The organism is Acuticoccus kalidii (assembly GCF_021556395.1).
GTDB classification, from domain to species: Bacteria; Pseudomonadota; Alphaproteobacteria; order Rhizobiales; family Amorphaceae; genus Acuticoccus; species Acuticoccus kalidii.
Genome location: NZ_JAKGCS010000010.1, coordinates 112,753 through 129,464, shown reverse-complemented (window position 1 = coordinate 129,464; position 16,712 = coordinate 112,753). Strand labels below are relative to the sequence as shown.

Below are 16,712 nucleotides of genomic sequence, written 5' to 3'. Positions count from 1 at the left end.
ATCGTTGCTATATTCGAGCTTTTAGCACCTAACGTCGCACCATCATTTTATGATGCTGGCCCGCCTGTCGCCGCGTCTCGGCAAGTCGCTGCGGCACATCATCATGATACGTCCTCGCATCACGGGCCGATCGGCAGAGGCGATCTCTATGGCGACCGGCGCACCGGGGTTGGGGCACAGCGATCGGTGGCCCCTGGTTCGACCGGCTCTGACTGTCCTACAAGCGAAAATGGCGCCCCCGTGAGGCACCCAATGTGAAGGAGACATGCGCGCGATGGCACAGCGAAAGGGACAGGTCGTCACCGTCGAAAAACTGGGCAATATCGCTCTCGTGGCCGTCGACAATCCGCCGGTGAACGCGCTCTCTCACGCGGTTCGCGCCGCTCTCACCGAGGCCATCGAAGCCCTCGACGCCGACCGCGAGGTCGAGGTCGTCGCCCTCTATGCGGAGGGCCGCACCTTCATCGCGGGCGCCGATATCCGCGAGTTCGGCAAGCCGCCGGTGCCGCCCTTCACCATCGACGTGTGCCGGACGCTGGAGAACGCCGCGACGCCGATCGTTGCCGTGATTCACGGCACGACGCTCGGCGGCGGCCTCGAGATCGCGCTCGCCTGCCATGCCCGCGTCGCGCTCGACGGCACGATCGTCGGCTTTCCCGAGGTCACGCTCGGCCTCATTCCGGGTGGCGGCGGAACACAGCGCGCCCCGCGCGTGACCGGCATCACGTCCGCGCTCGACCTCATCACGACCGGAAAGCGTATCGGCGCGCACGACGCCCTCACCCTCGGACTCATCGACGAGATCGCCTCGGGCACGCCCCGCGATGTCGCCATCTCGTCGGCGACCGCGGTCCTTTCCGGCAATCTCGCCACCCGCCGGATCGGCCAGTTGACCGTGACGCCCGATCCCGACGCGATCGCCGCGGCGACCGACACACTCCGCAAGACTTCGCCGCACCACTTCGCCCCGCAAAAGTGCGTCGAGGCGGTCGCGGCGAGTACGCTGCCGATCGAGGACGGGATTGCCGCCGAGCGCGCGATCTTCCTCGAATGTCAGGCGAGCCCGCAGCGCGCCGCCCTCGTTCACGCCTTCTTCGCCGAGCGCGCGGTCGACAAGATCCCCGAAAAGGGCACTCCGCCCCGTGTCCTCGAGGCGCTCGCCGTCATCGGCGGCGGCACGATGGGCTCCGGCATCACGACGGCCGCCCTCCTCGCCGGCTTTCCCGTCACCCTCGCCGAACGCGACGGGGAGAGCCTGGAGAAGGGCCGTGCGGCGATCGCGAAAAATCTCGACGGCGCGGTGAAGCGCGGCAAGCTCTCCGAGGCACGCCGGACGGACATCCTCACCACCTCGCTCAAGACCACCACGGACCTCGCCGATCTCGCGGGCGCCGATCTCGTGATCGAGGCGGTGTTCGAGGACATGGCCGTCAAGACGGAGATCTTCGGCGCGCTCGACCGGGTGATGAAGCCGGGCGCAGTGCTCGCCACCAACACGTCCTATCTCGACATCGATACGATCGCCGCCGCGACCGAAAGGCCGGGCGACGTGATCGGCCTCCATTTCTTCTCCCCCGCCCACATCATGCGCCTCCTCGAGGTGGTGGTCGCGCAGAAGACGACGGCGGACGTCGTCGCGACGGGGTTCGCTCTTGCCAAGCGCCTCGGCAAGATCGCGGTGCGGGCGGGCGTCTGCGACGGGTTCATCGGCAACCGGATCATGTCCCACTACCGCAAGGTGGGCGACTATCTCGTGATGGACGGGGCGAGCCCGGAGGCGATCGACGACGCGCTCGAAGGGTTCGGGCTCGCGATGGGTCCGTTCAAGGTCGGCGATCTCGCGGGCCTCGACATCGCCTGGGCCTCCCGCAAGCGGCTCGCCGCGACGCGCCCGGCCGACGAGCGTTATATCCCGATCGCCGACCGGATCTGCGAGGCCGGCTGGTTCGGCCGCAAGACCGGCAAGGGCTATTATGTCTATGATGGGCCGACTCCGCGGCCGAACCCCGATGTCGCCGCGATCATCGCGCAGGAGCGCCAGAAGGCCGGGATCGTCCCCCGCACATTCAGCGCGGAGGAGATCGTCGACCGCTATCTGACGGCGATGATCTCGGAAGGCGCCCGCGTCCTCGACGAGGGGATCGCGTTGCGGCCGGTCGATATCGATGCCGTCTTCCTGTTCGGATACGGCTTTCCGCGCCATCGCGGCGGGCCGATGTTCTATGCCGATACGATCGGCGCGGCCGCCCTCGTGGAGCGGATCAAAACCTATGCCGCGCAGGATGCCTATTTCTGGACGGTGCCGCCGCTCCTCGAACGGCTCGCGGCGGAGGGCGGCACCTTCGCCGCGCTGAACGCGGACTGACGCGCTATTTGCGCGCGCGGTAGCGGAACGTGCCGCTGCCGGTCGCGACGAGCACGCCCGTCTCGTCCTTCACCGTTCCCTCGGTGAAGAAGGTGCTGCGTCCGCCGCCGATCTGCCGCGCCTCGATGACGAGACGCTCGCCGACCGGACGGCCGACGAAATTGGTGGTGAGCGACAGCGTCATCGCGAGCTGCACCTCCTCGGGTGAGCCGGTATAGCAACCGGCATAGCCCATCGCGGTGTCGAGCATCGTCGCGTAGATCCCGCCATGGGGGATCCCGTAACGGTTCATCAGGAACGGGGCGAGCGGGAGCTCGAAGGCGGCGAAGTGCTTTTCCCAGGCGACCATCTTGAAGCCGAGATGGGTCTGCAGCGCGTAATGCGGCTCCTGGAGCGCGGGGTCGAGATGATAATCCATCAGCGACGATCCGCGTCCCGCGCGGGACCGAGCGCCCGCCCGGCCTCCACGAGCCGCTCGCCATAGGCGTCCTTGAGCGCGGCCGCCGACAGGACGAAGGCCGGTGCGTTGACGTTGAGGCCGTAGACCCGATTGCCGTTCAGCGACAGGACGGGGACCGCGATCGCGTTCATTTCCGGCACGAAATCACCGAAAGACGTACAATAGCCAAACCGTTCATAATCCTCGAATGCCATATCCACGCTGCGTTCGATCGCCTCGGCCTCGCCGGGGCGGGCGATGTTGGCGCGGTCGACCGTTTCCTGGCGTTCCGCGTCCGACATGCCGACAAGGATCGCCCGCCCGACCGCCGAGTGGAAGAGCGGCAGGCTCGATCCGACATTCATCGACAAGGACAACGTGTTGTCGCTGCGCTGGATCGACACCAAGACGGCGCGGAACTCGTGCCGCTCGGCAAGGCCCGCCGAGACGTGTTGCGAGGGCCCGCTGCAAAGGGCGCGCATCTCGTCCATCGCGCGGGTGTTGATGTCGATCCCGGCGAGGACGCCATAGCCGAGCTCGAGCACGCCCGGACCGAGCCGGTAGGTGCCGGTGCTCTCCATCAAGACAAGATAGCCGAGGCGGCACAGGGTGTAGGTGAGGCGCGAAACCGTCGGTTTCGGCAGCCCCGTGCGCATCGCGATCTCGTTGTTGGTGAGTGAGGATTCGCGCGGCCGGAAGGCACGCAGGACGTCCAGACCACGGGCCACGGCAGATACGAAATTTCGGTCGTCCGCTAGATCGGAACGCTCATCTGGAGGCGTCGTCACCAGGTCTCCTTCCTCGCCGTCGAACCCCGATTACCGATCGGCGCGGTCTCCAATTATGCCGCAATTCGCACGCGCCCCAACACGGCGCTTTGCCGCGCTTCACCACGAAATGGGCGCAAGCGTGGCGGGCCCCGACGACGCATCGACAGGGAATGCGGTCACGTTTCAACGTGGGTGCGATGTCCCCGACCAGGTCGAAGAACCACTAGCCACCGATTTCCGCAACGCCGTGCTGGGCAAAAACGGGTGCCAGCGCACCCATCGTTGCCGCGCGCGCTGGATTCGATGCATTTCCATCGAGCCCGCGCTTTCGCACACCCTGCAGAATGGCCGCCATCCTAAAGAAACAGAACGCAAGATAGAATGGGAAATTTGCAATTTCCGGCAAACCTGTGCGTTCACAATAGCAACTGAGGAAGTCGCCGTCCGACGGCAGGCCGAGCGCCGCGCGGTCGGCGCCCGCGAGCCCACGCTCCTCGACGCCGACGGGCATGTGCCATTGCATGATCATGGCCGCCAGATCGGCAAAGGGGTACCCGATCGTCGACAGCTCCCAATCGAGCACGGCGACGCATCGTGGCTCACGCATGTCGAAAAGAAGATTGTCGATCCGAAAATCCCCGTGAACCAGTGTGCGGCGGCCATCGTCCGGCGGCACATGGGCGTCGAGCCAGACGATCAGGGTTTCCATTTCGGGGATCGTCTCGGTCTCGCTGGCGCGATATTGCGCGGTCCAGCGATCGATCTGCCGGCGGAAATAATTGCCGGCACGGCCGAAATCGGAAAGGCCGACGCGGTCGATATCGACGGTGTGGATCGCCGCCAAGGTGCGGTTCATATCGTCGTAGATCCGGGCGCGCTCCGCGGGCGTGCAGTCCGGCAGGCGCGGATCGTCGAAGCTGCGGCCGGCGATATGCTCCATGACGTAGAAGACCGACCCGATCACGCCCTCGTCCTCGCAAAAGGCGAGCATCTCGGGCACGGGTACGGCGGTCTCGTGAAGCGCGCGCTGGACGCGAAATTCGCGGTCGACGGCGTGGGCGGACTTCAGGAGGATCCCCGGCGGCTTGCGCCGCAGGACATAGGAGCGCTCCGGCGTATCGAGCCGGAAGGTCGGGTTGGACTGGCCGCCGGCGAACTTTTGCGCCGAAAGCGGCCCGCGATACCCGGCGACGTTCCGGCGAAGCCAGGCGTCCATCGCGCCGAGGTCGAGATCGGCCGGCATCTCGGGCATGACCGGCGCCCTACCCCGCGGACCGCCTCACGATCGCTGCCCGCCATGGCGGCGCAGCTCGGCGCGGGCGATCTGGCGCCGGTGGACGGCGTCGGGCCCGTCGACGAGGCGCAGCGTCCTGAGGTGGGTCCACATCTGCGCAAGCGGGGTGTCCTGGCTGATGCCGGCGGCGCCGTGCATCTGGATCGCCTCGTCGACCACCTTGAGGGCGACGAGCGGGGCGACGACCTTGATCTTGCTGATATGGACCTGCGCCTCACGCACGCCGACCGTATCCATCATATAGGCGGCCTTGAGGCACAGTAGGCGCGCCATTTCGATCTCGATCCGGGCGTCGGCGATGATGTCATAATTGCCGCCGAGCTCGGCGAGCGGCTTGCCGAAGGCGGTCCGGTTCAAGGCGCGCTCGCACAGGATGTCGAGCGCCCTCTCGGCCTGTCCGATCGCGCGCATACAGTGGTGGATGCGGCCGGGCCCCAGCCGGCCCTGTGCCACCTCGAACCCCCGCCCCTCGCCGAGCACGAGGTCGGCCGCCGGGACGCGGACATTCGTGAAGCGGATGTGCATGTGCCCATGCGGCGCGTCATCGGTGTTGAAGACGTTCATCGCCCGCAGCACCTCGATGCCCGGCGCGGCGGAGGGGACGAAGAACATCGAGTGGCGGGCGTGCTTGTGCGCCTCCGGGTTGGTCTCAGCCATCACGATATAGAGGCCGCAGCGCTCGTCCCCCGCACCGGAGGACCACCATTTCTCGCCGTTGAGGATCCAATCGTCCCCGTCGCGCACGGCGGAGAAGACGAGGTTGGTGGCGTCCGACGAGGCGACGTCCGGCTCGGTCATCAGATAGGCGGAGCGAATCTCGCCGTCGAGCAGCGGGGCGAGCCAGCGCGCTTTGTGCGCGTCGGTGCCATAGCGCTCGATCACCTCCATGTTGCCGGTGTCGGGCGCGTTGCAGTTGAAAACCTCGGCGGCGATCCAGACCTTGCCCATCTCCTCGGCGAGATAGGCGTATTCCACCGTCGTCAGGCCATAGCCGCGCTCCGAATCGGTGAGCCAGAAATTCCAAAGGCCGCGGCGCTTCGCCTCCGCCTTGAGGCTTTCCATGATCTCGATCTGCCGCGGCGTGCGGCGGAAGCGGTCGCCGGAGGGGTGACGGCCGACCTCGGCATGAAACTCGGCGTCGAGCGGGGCGATCTCGTCGCGGACCATGGTCCGCACGGCGTCCACCAAAGGCGCGACGCGCGCGCTCATTCCAAGATCCATGACCGTCTCCTCAAAAGGCGCTTTCTTGCTCTTTTGCCAAGACTGCCATGTTCGCGAGCGCCGCGCGATACTCTCGCGCGATGCGGTCGACGACCGCCGCCGCCGGCACGATCTCCGACACCGCGCCGATCCCCTGCCCCGCGCCCCACACATCGCGCCAGGCCGCCTTGTCCGAGCCCTCATAATCGAGGCGCGAGGCCGTGCCTTCGAGCGCGTCGGGATCGAACCCCGCCCGGCGGATCGACGGGATGAGATAGTTGCCCGAAATGCCGCTGAAGACCTTGGAGGTCATGATGTCCTCCGCGCCGCCTTCGACGATCATCTGCTTATAGGCTGGATCGGCGTTCGCCTCCTCCGTCGCGATGAAGGGCGAGCCGACATAGCCGAGATCGGCGCCGAGCGCCCGCGCCGCGGCGAGCGCGCCGCCGGTCGACACCGCGCCGGAGACGACGAGCGGCCCGTCGAACCACGCCCGGATCTCCGAGACGAGCGCGAACGGCGATTGCGGGCCGCCATGTCCGCCCGCCCCCGCGCACACCGCAATCAGCCCGTCCGCGCCCTTCGCGATCGCCTTGTGGGCGTAGGTGTCGTTGATCACGTCGTGTAGCGCGATGCCGCCGGCAGCGTGGGCCGCCTCGTTTACCTCCGGCCTCGCGCCGAGCGAGGTGATCCAGATCGGCACCTTGTGGCGCACGCAGATGTCGATGTCCCGTTCGAGCCGCTGGTTCGAGCGGTGGACGATCTGGTTCACCGCAAAGGGCGCGGCCGGCCGGTCGGGATTGTCTTGATTGTGGCGGTCGAGCGCCTCTTCGATCTCGGTGAGCCAGCGCTCCAGCATGACCGGCTCGCCCGCCTCCTCGCGCGCGTTGAGGGCGGGAAACGAGCCGACGATGCCGGCCTTGCACTGCGCGATGACGAGGCGCGGGACGGAGACGATGAACATCGGCGAAGCGATGAGGGGGAAGCGAAGCCCGGCGAGTGCGGGCGGCAGGGAAGGACGGGTCACGCGTCGGCCTCTTTGAAGATCGCGGGGCCCGTCTCGACATTGATCCCGCCCGAAAGGGGCAGGATCGCCCCCGTCACATAGGCGCCACCTTTGCCGCACAGATACAGCATCGCCGCCGCGATATCCTCCGGCGCACCGACGCGGCCGAGGGGGACCTGCGCGCCGACCTTGGCGCGGGTCGCCTCGTCGGCGGTCGCAAAGGCGGTCATCCGGCTGACGAAGGGTCCGGGGGCGAGCGCGTTGACGGTGATGCGCCGCGCCGCGAGTTCCTTGGCGAGGATCGCCGTCAGATGGTGCACCGCCGCCTTGGAGGCCGAATAGGAATAGGCCCCGTCGCCCATCGGCACATCGCCCATCACCGAGCCGACATTGACGACGCGGGCCGGGTCGGCATCGCTCGCCGCCGCGTCGAGAAGGGGAAGGAGCGCCTGGGTCAGCGCGAAGAGGCCGGCCACGTTGAGCGACATCACCTTGTCCCACGCGTCATAGGGAAAGCGTTCGAGCGGCGCGCCCCAGCTCCGTCCGGCGTTGTTCATCAAGATATCGAGCCGGTCGGTGCGCGCCCTTACCTCGCCGGCGAGCGCCTCGACGCCCGCCTCATTCGCGACATCGCCGGCAAAGCCCTCCGCCCGGCCCGGTCCGCCGAGCGCGTTGATCTCGTCCGCCGCGGCGACGCACGCCTCCGCTTTGCGGCTCGCGATCATCACGTCGGCACCGGCCGAGACGAGTGCCTCGGCGGCCATCCGGCCGATCCCGGTCGCGCCGCCCGTGACGAGCGCCCTCTTGCCGGTCAGATCGAACAAGGCCCAAGGTGTCATCTCGTCCCCCTCACGTCGTGCCCTCACCCGATCCGCATCGATCGGGACGGCCATGGGTACAACTCGGCCCTTGCGATCGCCACCCATCGCGCGGACTTGCGCGGCGCGTGCAATCGTCCGATGCCTCCCTGCAACGCTTCATGCCCGTCTGCTTGGCGAGGGATTTGCATCGTCGGGTCGAGTGCCTCGCGATGGACAACCGCCTGGCCACGGCGCGAAGGGCGTATTGCGACGCGGTATCATTCAAGGATCTTCATCATGGCCGCAGACGACAAGGACGCACCGCTGCGCGAGGATATCCGCCTCCTCGGACGCCTTCTCGGCGAGGTGGTGCGCGATCAGGAAGGGGGCGAGATCTTCGCCTGCATCGAACAGGTGCGTCAGACCGCGATCCGCTTCCATCGCGATGAAGATCCGACGGCGCGCGACGAGCTCGAAAAGATCCTCTCCGGCCTGTCCCGCCATGGCACGATCCAGACGATCCGCGCCTTCAGTTATTTCTCCCACCTCGCCAATCTGGCCGAGGATCAGCACCATATTCGCCGCAACCGCGCCCACGAGATCGCAAAGTCCGAGCCGCGTGACGGCAGCCTCGCGCTCGCGCTGAAGCGGCTGAAGGCGGCCGGGCTCGATGCGTCGGCGATCCGCGAAGCACTCGCCGACGCGCTGGTGAGCCCCGTCCTCACCGCGCATCCGACCGAGGTGCGGCGCAAGTCCACCCTCGACCGCGAGCGGGACATCGCGCGGCTTCTCGCCGAGCGCGACCGTGGCGGACTGACGCCGGCCGAAGAGAATGACGGCGAGGAGCAGCTCGAGCGCGCGATCCTGACGCTGTGGCAGACGTCGATCCTGCGCCGCAACCGGCTCGGCGTCGGCGACGAGGTGCTGAACGCCCTCGCCTATTACGATTACACCTTCCTCGCGGAGGTGCCGCGCCTCTATCACATGATGGAAGACGCCTTGGAGACCAACGGCAACGGCGCGGCCGAGCCGCTGCCGACCTTCTTCCGCATGGGAAGCTGGATCGGCGGCGATCGCGACGGTCACCCGTTCGTCACCGCAGACGTGCTCGACGAGGCGACGCAGCTCAACAGCGACAAGATCTTCGCCCACTATGACGCCGAGCTCTTCGCGCTCGCCGGTGAACTCTCCCTCGACGAACGCCTCGTCTCGATCAGCAACGAAGTCGCCGCCCTCGCCGACGACGCTGACGATACGAGCCCCCACCGCATCGGCGAGCCTTATCGCCGCGCCTTGATCGGCGTCTCAAACCGCCTCGCCGCGACGCGCCGGGCGCTCGGCCACGTCAACGGCGCGGGCCCGGTCTCGGCGGCGAAGCCCTATCCAAGCGCGACCGCTTTCCGTAACGATCTCGCGGCGCTCCATCGCTCTCTCGTCGCGAACGGCTCGGCCCATCTCGCGAGCGGACGCCTGCGCCAGCTTCGCAGTGCTGCCGACGTGTTCGGCTTCCACCTCGCGACGCTCGACCTGCGCCAAAACTCCGATGTTCACGAGCGCGTCGTCGCCGAGCTGCTCGCCAAGGCCGGCGTCGTCGAAGACTATGCCGAGCGCGACGAGGAGGAGCGGATCGCGATTTTGACGCGCGAGCTCGCCACCGCGCGGCTCCTCGTCAGCCCCTATCTCGACTATGAGGCGGAGACCGAGAAGGAACTCGAGATCCTGCGCCACGCCGCCGCCGCGCGCGAGCAGTATGGCGAGGCGGTGATCGAGAATGCGATCATCTCCCAGGCGAGCGCCGCGTCGGACGTCCTCGAGGTCGCGCTCCTCCTCAAGGAGGTCGGCCTGATGCGGCCGACGGATCAGACCCTCGCCCTCAACATCATCCCCCTCTTCGAGACGATCGCCGACCTTCGGGCCGGCCCCGCCATCATGGAGCGGCTCTTCTCGCTGCCGGCCTATCGGCCGCTCCTCGACAGCCGCGGGCGGATGCAGGAGGTGATGCTCGGCTATTCGGACTCCAACAAAGACGGCGGCTTCCTGACGTCCCGCTGGGAGGTCTTCAAGGCCGAGCACGCGCTCGTCGGGCTGTTCGAACGGCATGGGGTGAAGCTGCGGCTCTTCCACGGCCGGGGCGGCTCGGTCGGCCGTGGCGGCGGGCCGAGCTACGAGGCGATCATCGCCCAGCCGCCGGGCGCGGTCGCCGGCCGGATCCGCATCACCGAGCAGGGCGAGGTGATCACCGGCAAATATTCGACCCCCGAACTCGGCCGGCGCAATCTCGAAGCGATCGCCGCCGCGACGCTCGAGGCCACCCTCCTGCCCCAGCACACGGGCGGCGACGATGCGGCCTTCATGGCCGTGATGGACGATCTGTCGGAGCGCGCCTTCCGCACCTATCGCGGCCTCGTCTACGAAACCGAGGGGTTCGCGCACTATTTCTGGTCATCGACCGTGATCGGCGAGATCGCCGAGCTCAATATCGGCTCGCGCCCCGCTTCGCGGAAGAACTCCCGCGCGATCGAGGATCTGCGGGCGATCCCGTGGGTGTTCGGCTGGTCGCAATGCCGGTTGATGCTGCCGGGCTGGTACGGCTTCGGCAGCGCCGTTCGCGGCTATCTCGACACCCATGGCGAGGAGGGTCTTGCGCGGCTTCAGGCGATGGCCCGCGAGTGGCCCTATTTCGAAACGCTCCTGTCGAGCCTCGACATGGTGCTGTCGAAGACGGACCTCGCGATCGCCTCCCGCTATGCCGAACTCGTGACCGACGCGGCGCTGCGCGAGCGCGTCTTTCCGAAGGTGCGGGAGGAGCTGAAGCTGACGATCGAGATGCTGTTCGAGATCACCGGCCAGTCGGAGCTGTTGGAATCGAACCCGCTCCTCTCCCGCTCGATCAAGAACCGCTTCCCCTATCTCGACCCCCTCAACCACCTCCAGGTCGAGTTGCTGCGCCGCCACCGTGAGGGCGACACCGACGACCGGGTCAATCACGGCCTGAAGCTGACCATTAACGGGATTGCCGCGGGGCTGCGAAACTCCGGCTAGCACCGGCACGCGTGGCATATCGTCTGCATAGAGGCGAATTCGGACCGTTCATGGCGAGCGGTCCGCTTCCCCTATGGAGACCGGAATGCTCAGCTTGTCACGCGGTGCCGCCGTCGTAGCGGCGGTTTTAACGTTTGCGCCCATCGCCGCCCACGCCCAGGAGTTCACCAAAGAGAACTTCAACTACAGCGAGTTCGCGAAGAACGCGTTCTCCGAGGCCGTGGTCATCACCGGACCGGCCAAGATGATCTATCTCGCCGGCATCGGCTCGGAGGATCCCGATGACGGCTCCGTCCGCCACACCGACGATTTCCTCGAACAGTGCCGGTTCGCCTGGTCGAAGGTGAAGAGCGCGCTCGAGAAGAACGGCGCCACGCTCGCCGATATCGTCAAGGCGACGAGCTATGTGACCGACATCCGTTACCGCCAGGAAATGCGCGATTGCCGGACCGAGACGTTTGAGGGGATCCCCCTCCCGCCGCATACGTTCCTCCACATCAACTCCCTCGCCCGCCCGGGCATGATGTTCGAGGTCGATGTGGTCGCCGCCGTTCCGGCCACCGAGTAAAATCGACGCGCCGGCCGGCTCACTCTGGCCGGCGCCTATCGGGGCTCCCGCGCCATCATAGGCATTGTCTATAATTCAGTCCGCAATTTGCGATTGGACAGAAGGCATCCCCTGCTCTTTATTCTTGGAGGAGATAAAACCCGAGGGAGAGCCCGATGGCTGATCGCCCAAAACTCACAACGACGGCTGGCGCGCCGGTCCCCAACAACCAAGATTCCATTTCCGCGGGTGAGCGTGGGCCGCTCCTGATGCAGGATTACCAGCTCATCGAGAAGCTGGCCCATCAGAACCGCGAGCGCATTCCCGAGCGCACGGTGCACGCCAAAGGCTGGGGCGCGCACGGTGTTTTGAAGATCACCGGCGACATTTCGAAATACACTAAGGCGAAGTGCCTGCAGCCCGGCGCCGAGTCGCCGATGCTCGCCCGCTTCTCCACCGTCGCCGGCGAACTCGGCGCGGCCGACCATGAGCGCGACGTTCGCGGCTTCGCGCTGAAATTCTACACCGAAGACGGCAACTGGGATCTCGTCGGCAACAACACGCCGGTCTTCTTCGTCCGCGATCCCTACAAATTCCCGGACTTCATCCACACGCAAAAGCGCCACCCGAAGACCAACATGCGCTCGCCGACCGCAATGTGGGACTTCTGGTCCCTGTCCCCCGAATCGCTCCATCAGGTGACCATCCTGATGTCCGATCGCGGCCTGCCGGTCTCGCCGATGCACATGAACGGCTACGGCTCGCACACCTTCTCGCTCTGGAACGATGCGGGCGAACGCTTCTGGGTGAAGTTCCACTTCAAGACCGAGCAGGGCCACAAGCACTACACGAACGCGGAGGCCGAAGAGATCGTCGGCAAGACGCGCGAGGGCTATCAAGAAGCGCTCTATAACGCGATCGAGGACGGCAAATTCCCGCGCTGGAAGATGCAGATCCAGGTGATGCCCGAGCTCGACGCGGAGAAGCAGCCCTTCAACCCGTTCGACCTCACCAAGGTGTGGCCGCACGCAGACTTCCCGCCGATCGATGTCGGCTATTTCGAGCTCAATCAGAATCCGGAGAACTATTTCGCGGAGATCGAGAACGCGGCGTTCTCGCCCTCCAACATCGTGCCCGGCATCTCCTGGTCGCCCGACAAGATGTTGCAGGCGCGGATCTTCTCCTATGCCGACGCGCACCGCTATCGCCTCGGTACGCATTATGAGCAGATCCCGGTGAACCGGCCGAAGTGCCCGATCCACCACTACCATAAAGACGGCGAGATGAACGTCTATGGCGGTCTCATCTCGGGCAGCAAGAACGCTTATTATGAGCCGAATTCGTTCGGCGGCGCGTTCGAGGACCGCACGGCGACCGAGCCGCCGCTGAAGATCTCGGGCGACGCGGCGCGCTATGATCATCGCAAGTACGATGATTATGCCCAGGTCCGCGTCCTCTTCGAGAAGGTCCTCGAGCCCGACGAGAAAGAGCGTCTCTTCGCCAACATCGCCGGCACCTGGATCGACGTGCCGGAGGTAATCTGCGAGCGCCAGCTCGCCGAGTTCAAGAAGGTCCATCCGGACTATGAGGCCGGGGTGCGCAAGGCCTGGGACAAGTTCAAGGCGGACGGCACCTATAAGCCGAACGCCGCCCCGATCTCCGAGGCAACGCCGCAGATCGCCGCCGAGTAAGGCCGCAGCGTCCACACGAAACGAAAAAGCCCCTCCGGCGATGCCGGAGGGGCTTCTTTTTGGGATCGTACAATCGCCGGATCGGATCGGATCAGTCGTCCTTATAGACCGGCAACGAGCGGACCGCGTCCTCCGTCATGTCGAGCACCAGCCTCTCGCCATCGATCGTGAACAGCGTGATGTCGACCACCCGCTCGACATCGTCGTCGAAGAGCCAGCCCGGTCCGTCGAACTCGACCACGATGCTCGTCGCCGTCTGCCGATCCGGGCCGACGACCTCCTCGACATCGCCGACATATTCGCCGTTCCGATCGACGACGTCATAGTCGTCCAGAACGTCGACCGGCAGATTGAAGCCCGGCACCACGAAATCATCGTCGAGCTCGACAAGGGTCGCCGCGTCGACGGTCGCGCCCTCACCGGATTGAACTTGGCCCGACTGCTCGGTCGTCGTCGTGACGGTCGACTGCGCCCACGCGCCACCGGCCATGGCCAAAGTCGCGGTGGTCACAATCAGCGTTTTCATCAAGGTCATGAAAGCTCCCCGTTGGTTCGTCCTTTGAGACACCAACGGAGAGCCCGTCAAAACGTTCACCGCACGCGGCGCGCCAGCTCGACGCAGCCCGCGGGCGCCGGAGGGGCTCGCGGCCCCCGTCAGGTCGGCGGCCGCGGCGCCGCGCGCATGTTCTCCGGCAGCCAGGTCGCAAGCTCCGGGAAGGCGATCAGCACGAACACCATCAGCACCATGATGAGGAACATCGGGAACGCGGCGCGCGCGATGAATGGCATCTCGTGGTTCGTCATCCCTTGGAGGACGAACAGATTGAAGCCGATCGGCGGCGTGATCTGCGCCATCTCGACGACGACGACAATGAAGATGCCGAACCAGACGATGTCGATCCCCGCCTGCCGGATCATCGGCTCGACGACCGCCATCGTCAGCACCACGGACGAGATGCCGTCGAGGAAGCAGCCGAGGACGATATAGAAGACGAGGAGCACCATCAGGAGCTCGAACCGGGACAGATCCCACGAGGCGATGAGGTTCGCGAGCCCGCGCGGCAGCCCGGTAAAGCCCATCGCGAGCGACAGGAACGCCGCGCCCGCGAGGATCAGCGCGATCATCGCCGAAGTCCGCGTCGCGCCCATCAGGGACGCGCTGAAGGTGGACCAGGTGAGCGATCGCTGTGTCGCGGCGAGCACCAGCGCGCCGATGACGCCGAACGCCGCCGCCTCGGTCGCCGTCGCATAGCCGAGATACATCGAGCCGATGACGACCGCGATGAGGATCATCACCGGGATCAGGAAGCGCGAGTTCTTGACCCGCTCCATGAACGACATCGGCGGCTCTTCGTCCGGATCATAGGAGCGGGACAGCTTCGCGTAGATCCCGACATAGGCCATGAACATCGCCGCGAGGACGAGGCCCGGCAGGACGCCCGCCATGAAGAGGCGCGTGATCGATTCATTGATCGTGACGCCATAGACGATCAGCGTCAGCGATGGCGGGATCATGAGGCCGAGCGTCGCCGCGCCGGCGAGCGTGCCGATCACGAGACGTTCGGGATATTTGCGCGCCCGCAGCTCCGGGATCGACATCTTGCCGACCGTGGTGAGCGTGGCGGCCGAGGATCCCGAGACGGCGGCAAAGATCGTGCAGCCGACGATGTTGGTGTGGATCAGCCCGCCCGGAAGCGACCGCATCCAGGGGCTGAGTCCGCGGAACATGTCCTCCGATAATCGGGTCCGGTAAAGGATCTCGCCCATCCAGATGAAGAGCGGCAGCGCCGTCAGCGTCCACGAGGAGGACGCGGACCAGACCGTCGTCAGCATCGCGTCGCCGACGGGTCGCGTCGTGAACAGCTCCATCCCGACGAAGGCGACGCCGAGCAGCGCGAGCCCGATCCACACACCCGTTCCCAACAAGAGGAACAGGATGAAGAGGAAGAGGGCGATAATCGAAATGTCTTCCACGCCCTACTCCCCGTGGCTCTGTTCGACGATGTTGTTCTTCACGCGGTGTCGGCCGTCGGTGAAGAGAGCGATCAAATTGTCCGTCAACGCGAGCGCGAAGACGAAGGCGCCGAGGAGCATCACGCTCTGTGGGATCCACAGAGGCGTCGCGTCCGGCCCCTGGCTCACATCGTTGAATTTCCAGGACCAGTAGATGAAGCGCACGCCGAAATAGACGAAGTACCAGACGAGCGCGGTGCCGATCGCGAAGCACCAGATCTCGACGATCCGGCGGGCCTTCGGCGGCACCGAATTGAGGAGCAGCGAAACCCGGATGTGCGAGCCCCGATTGAGGGCGTGCGCGAAGGCGAGGAACGACGCCGCCGCCATCGCATAGCCCGCATAATCGGGCGCCCCCGGAAACACTTCACCGGTCCACCGGGCGAGCATCTGGAGGACGATGAGAACGAGGATCGCGATGAGGCACAGCGCGGCGAGGATCGCGGCGCCGAAATAGATTCCGTCGAGGATGGATCGAACTGTTTTGACCATGACCGTCCGGCGGCTGGAGGGCGCTGGGCGGAACACCGCCCAGCGTCACACTGATGAAGGGAGCGGCGCTCGGCCGATCAGTTCCCTCGGAAGGTGTCGACGATCTTCTGACCGGTCTCACCCGCGTCGGACAGCCATTCTTCGGTCATGGTGTCGCCGATCTCGCGCAGGTCGGACGCGAGCTGCTCGGACGGCGCTTCGACGCTCATGCCGTTCTTGGCGAGCTCACCGAGGGTGAAGTCGGTGTACTGCACCGCACGCCAGTAGCCGGCATACTCGGCGAGCTTCGCGCAGCCCTCGATGACGTTCTTGTTCTCGTCGGAGACGCCGGACCACACGTCGGAGTTCACGAACACGTAGTTGCGCGGGATCCACGCGTCGACGGTGTAGAAGTTGGTCAGGCTTTCCCACACCTTCCGGTCATAGCCGGTCGCGCCCGAGGAGATCATCGAATCGGCGACACCGGTCGCGAACGCCTGCGAGATTTCCGCCGCCTCGATCTGCACCGGGAGCATGCCGGTGAGTTCGGCGAGGCGCGCGGTGGCGTTGTTGTAGGAGCGGAACTTCACCCCTTCCATGTCGGCGACCGATTCCACCGGCTTGTTGAAATAGATGCCCTGGGGCGGCCACGGCACCGAATAAAGGAGCGTGAGGCCCTGGCTTTCCAGAAGCTCCTCATAAGCGGGCTTGGCCGCTTCCCACAGCCGGTCATGATCGTCGAACGAGGTGGCGAGGAAGGGGATCGAATCGAAGCCGAACAGCGCATCCTCGTTCTGGTGGGCGGACAACAGCCGCTCGCCGATCGGCGCCTGCCCCGTCTGGACGGCGCGCTTGATCTGATCGCCGGGGAAGAGCGAGCCCGACGCATGGGTGACGATCTCGATGTCGCCGCCCGTGCCGGTCGTCACGCACTCGGCGAACGCCGCCGCGGTTTCGGAGTGGAAGTTGCTCGCGGCATACGCCAGCGGCATGTCCCACTTCTCGGCATAGGCGGATGCGGACCAGACGGTTGCGATAGCGGTCGCAACGACCAATGCGGATTTGCTCATCCCA

Annotated in this window: 14 protein-coding genes; 4 read left to right on the top strand and 10 right to left on the bottom strand. The window is 66.0% G+C overall.

The annotated features are described in order from the left end of the window. Positions 1–274: 274 nt before the first annotated feature. Positions 275–2,365: a 3-hydroxyacyl-CoA dehydrogenase NAD-binding domain-containing protein gene (locus L1787_RS06585; protein ID WP_369415063.1), complete on the top strand. Its 2,091-nt coding sequence runs from the start codon at positions 275–277 to the stop codon at positions 2,363–2,365. A 4-nt stretch (positions 2,366–2,369) separates the two neighbouring features. Here the strand turns inward: L1787_RS06585 and L1787_RS06580 are convergent, their stop codons facing one another. The 6 genes from L1787_RS06580 to L1787_RS06555 form a co-directional block, all read right to left on the bottom strand. Further along, positions 2,370–2,783 (bottom strand): PaaI family thioesterase, encoded by a 414-nt coding sequence (locus L1787_RS06580; RefSeq protein ID WP_235707890.1) that lies wholly within the window; start codon positions 2,781–2,783, stop codon positions 2,370–2,372. Continuing rightward, the gene (locus L1787_RS06575) at positions 2,783–3,532 is read right to left on the bottom strand and encodes an IclR family transcriptional regulator (protein WP_235707889.1); all 750 of its coding nucleotides are present in this window, start codon (positions 3,530–3,532) and stop codon (positions 2,783–2,785) included. Before L1787_RS06575 ends, L1787_RS06580 begins: the two co-directional genes overlap by 1 nt. A gap of 265 nt (positions 3,533–3,797) precedes the next feature. Beyond that, complete coding sequence (locus L1787_RS06570; protein ID WP_235707887.1) at positions 3,798–4,826, bottom strand: phosphotransferase family protein; 1,029 nt, start codon at positions 4,824–4,826, stop codon at positions 3,798–3,800. A 27-nt stretch (positions 4,827–4,853) separates the two neighbouring features. Continuing rightward, the gene (locus L1787_RS06565) at positions 4,854–6,089 is read right to left on the bottom strand and encodes an acyl-CoA dehydrogenase family protein (RefSeq protein ID WP_235707886.1); all 1,236 of its coding nucleotides are present in this window, start codon (positions 6,087–6,089) and stop codon (positions 4,854–4,856) included. 10 nt (positions 6,090–6,099) lie between these two features. Further along, positions 6,100–7,095, bottom strand: coding sequence for an NAD(P)H-dependent flavin oxidoreductase (locus L1787_RS06560; RefSeq protein WP_369415062.1), 996 nt, complete (start codon positions 7,093–7,095; stop codon positions 6,100–6,102). Then, positions 7,092–7,913 carry an SDR family NAD(P)-dependent oxidoreductase gene (locus tag L1787_RS06555; RefSeq protein ID WP_235707885.1) on the bottom strand — a complete coding sequence of 274 codons (822 nt, stop codon included), beginning with the start codon at positions 7,911–7,913 and terminating at the stop codon, positions 7,092–7,094. Before L1787_RS06555 ends, L1787_RS06560 begins: the two co-directional genes overlap by 4 nt. Positions 7,914–8,171: 258 nt before the next feature. On the opposite strand from L1787_RS06555, the gene ppc reads away from it, so the two are divergent. The 3 genes from ppc to L1787_RS06540 all read left to right on the top strand — a co-directional run bounded on the left by ppc (position 8,172) and on the right by L1787_RS06540 (position 13,154). Then, positions 8,172–10,916 carry a phosphoenolpyruvate carboxylase gene (gene ppc, locus L1787_RS06550; RefSeq protein ID WP_235707884.1) on the top strand — a complete coding sequence of 915 codons (2,745 nt, stop codon included), beginning with the start codon at positions 8,172–8,174 and terminating at the stop codon, positions 10,914–10,916. Positions 10,917–11,001: 85 nt separating this feature from the next. Beyond that, the gene (locus tag L1787_RS06545) at positions 11,002–11,484 is read left to right on the top strand and encodes a RidA family protein (RefSeq protein WP_235707883.1); all 483 of its coding nucleotides are present in this window, start codon (positions 11,002–11,004) and stop codon (positions 11,482–11,484) included. Positions 11,485–11,639: 155 nt separating this feature from the next. Beyond that, entirely contained in the window at positions 11,640–13,154 is a 1,515-nt protein-coding gene (locus L1787_RS06540) for a catalase (RefSeq protein WP_235707882.1), read from the top strand. A gap of 91 nt (positions 13,155–13,245) precedes the next feature. Here the strand turns inward: L1787_RS06540 and L1787_RS06535 are convergent, their stop codons facing one another. The 4 genes from L1787_RS06535 to L1787_RS06520 form a co-directional block, all read right to left on the bottom strand. Then, entirely contained in the window at positions 13,246–13,689 is a 444-nt protein-coding gene (locus L1787_RS06535; RefSeq protein ID WP_235707881.1) for a hypothetical protein, read from the bottom strand. 119 nt (positions 13,690–13,808) lie between these two features. Then, positions 13,809–15,128, bottom strand: coding sequence for a TRAP transporter large permease (locus L1787_RS06530; RefSeq protein ID WP_235707880.1), 1,320 nt, complete (start codon positions 15,126–15,128; stop codon positions 13,809–13,811). Between the two features lie 3 nt (positions 15,129–15,131). After that, a complete protein-coding gene (locus tag L1787_RS06525) occupies positions 15,132–15,659 on the bottom strand; it encodes a TRAP transporter small permease (protein WP_235707876.1) in 528 nt (175 codons plus the stop codon). 77 nt (positions 15,660–15,736) lie between these two features. Continuing rightward, positions 15,737–16,708, bottom strand: a complete 972-nt coding sequence (locus tag L1787_RS06520; RefSeq protein ID WP_235707874.1) for a TRAP transporter substrate-binding protein — start codon at positions 16,706–16,708, stop codon at positions 15,737–15,739. Positions 16,709–16,712: the final 4 nt, after the last annotated feature.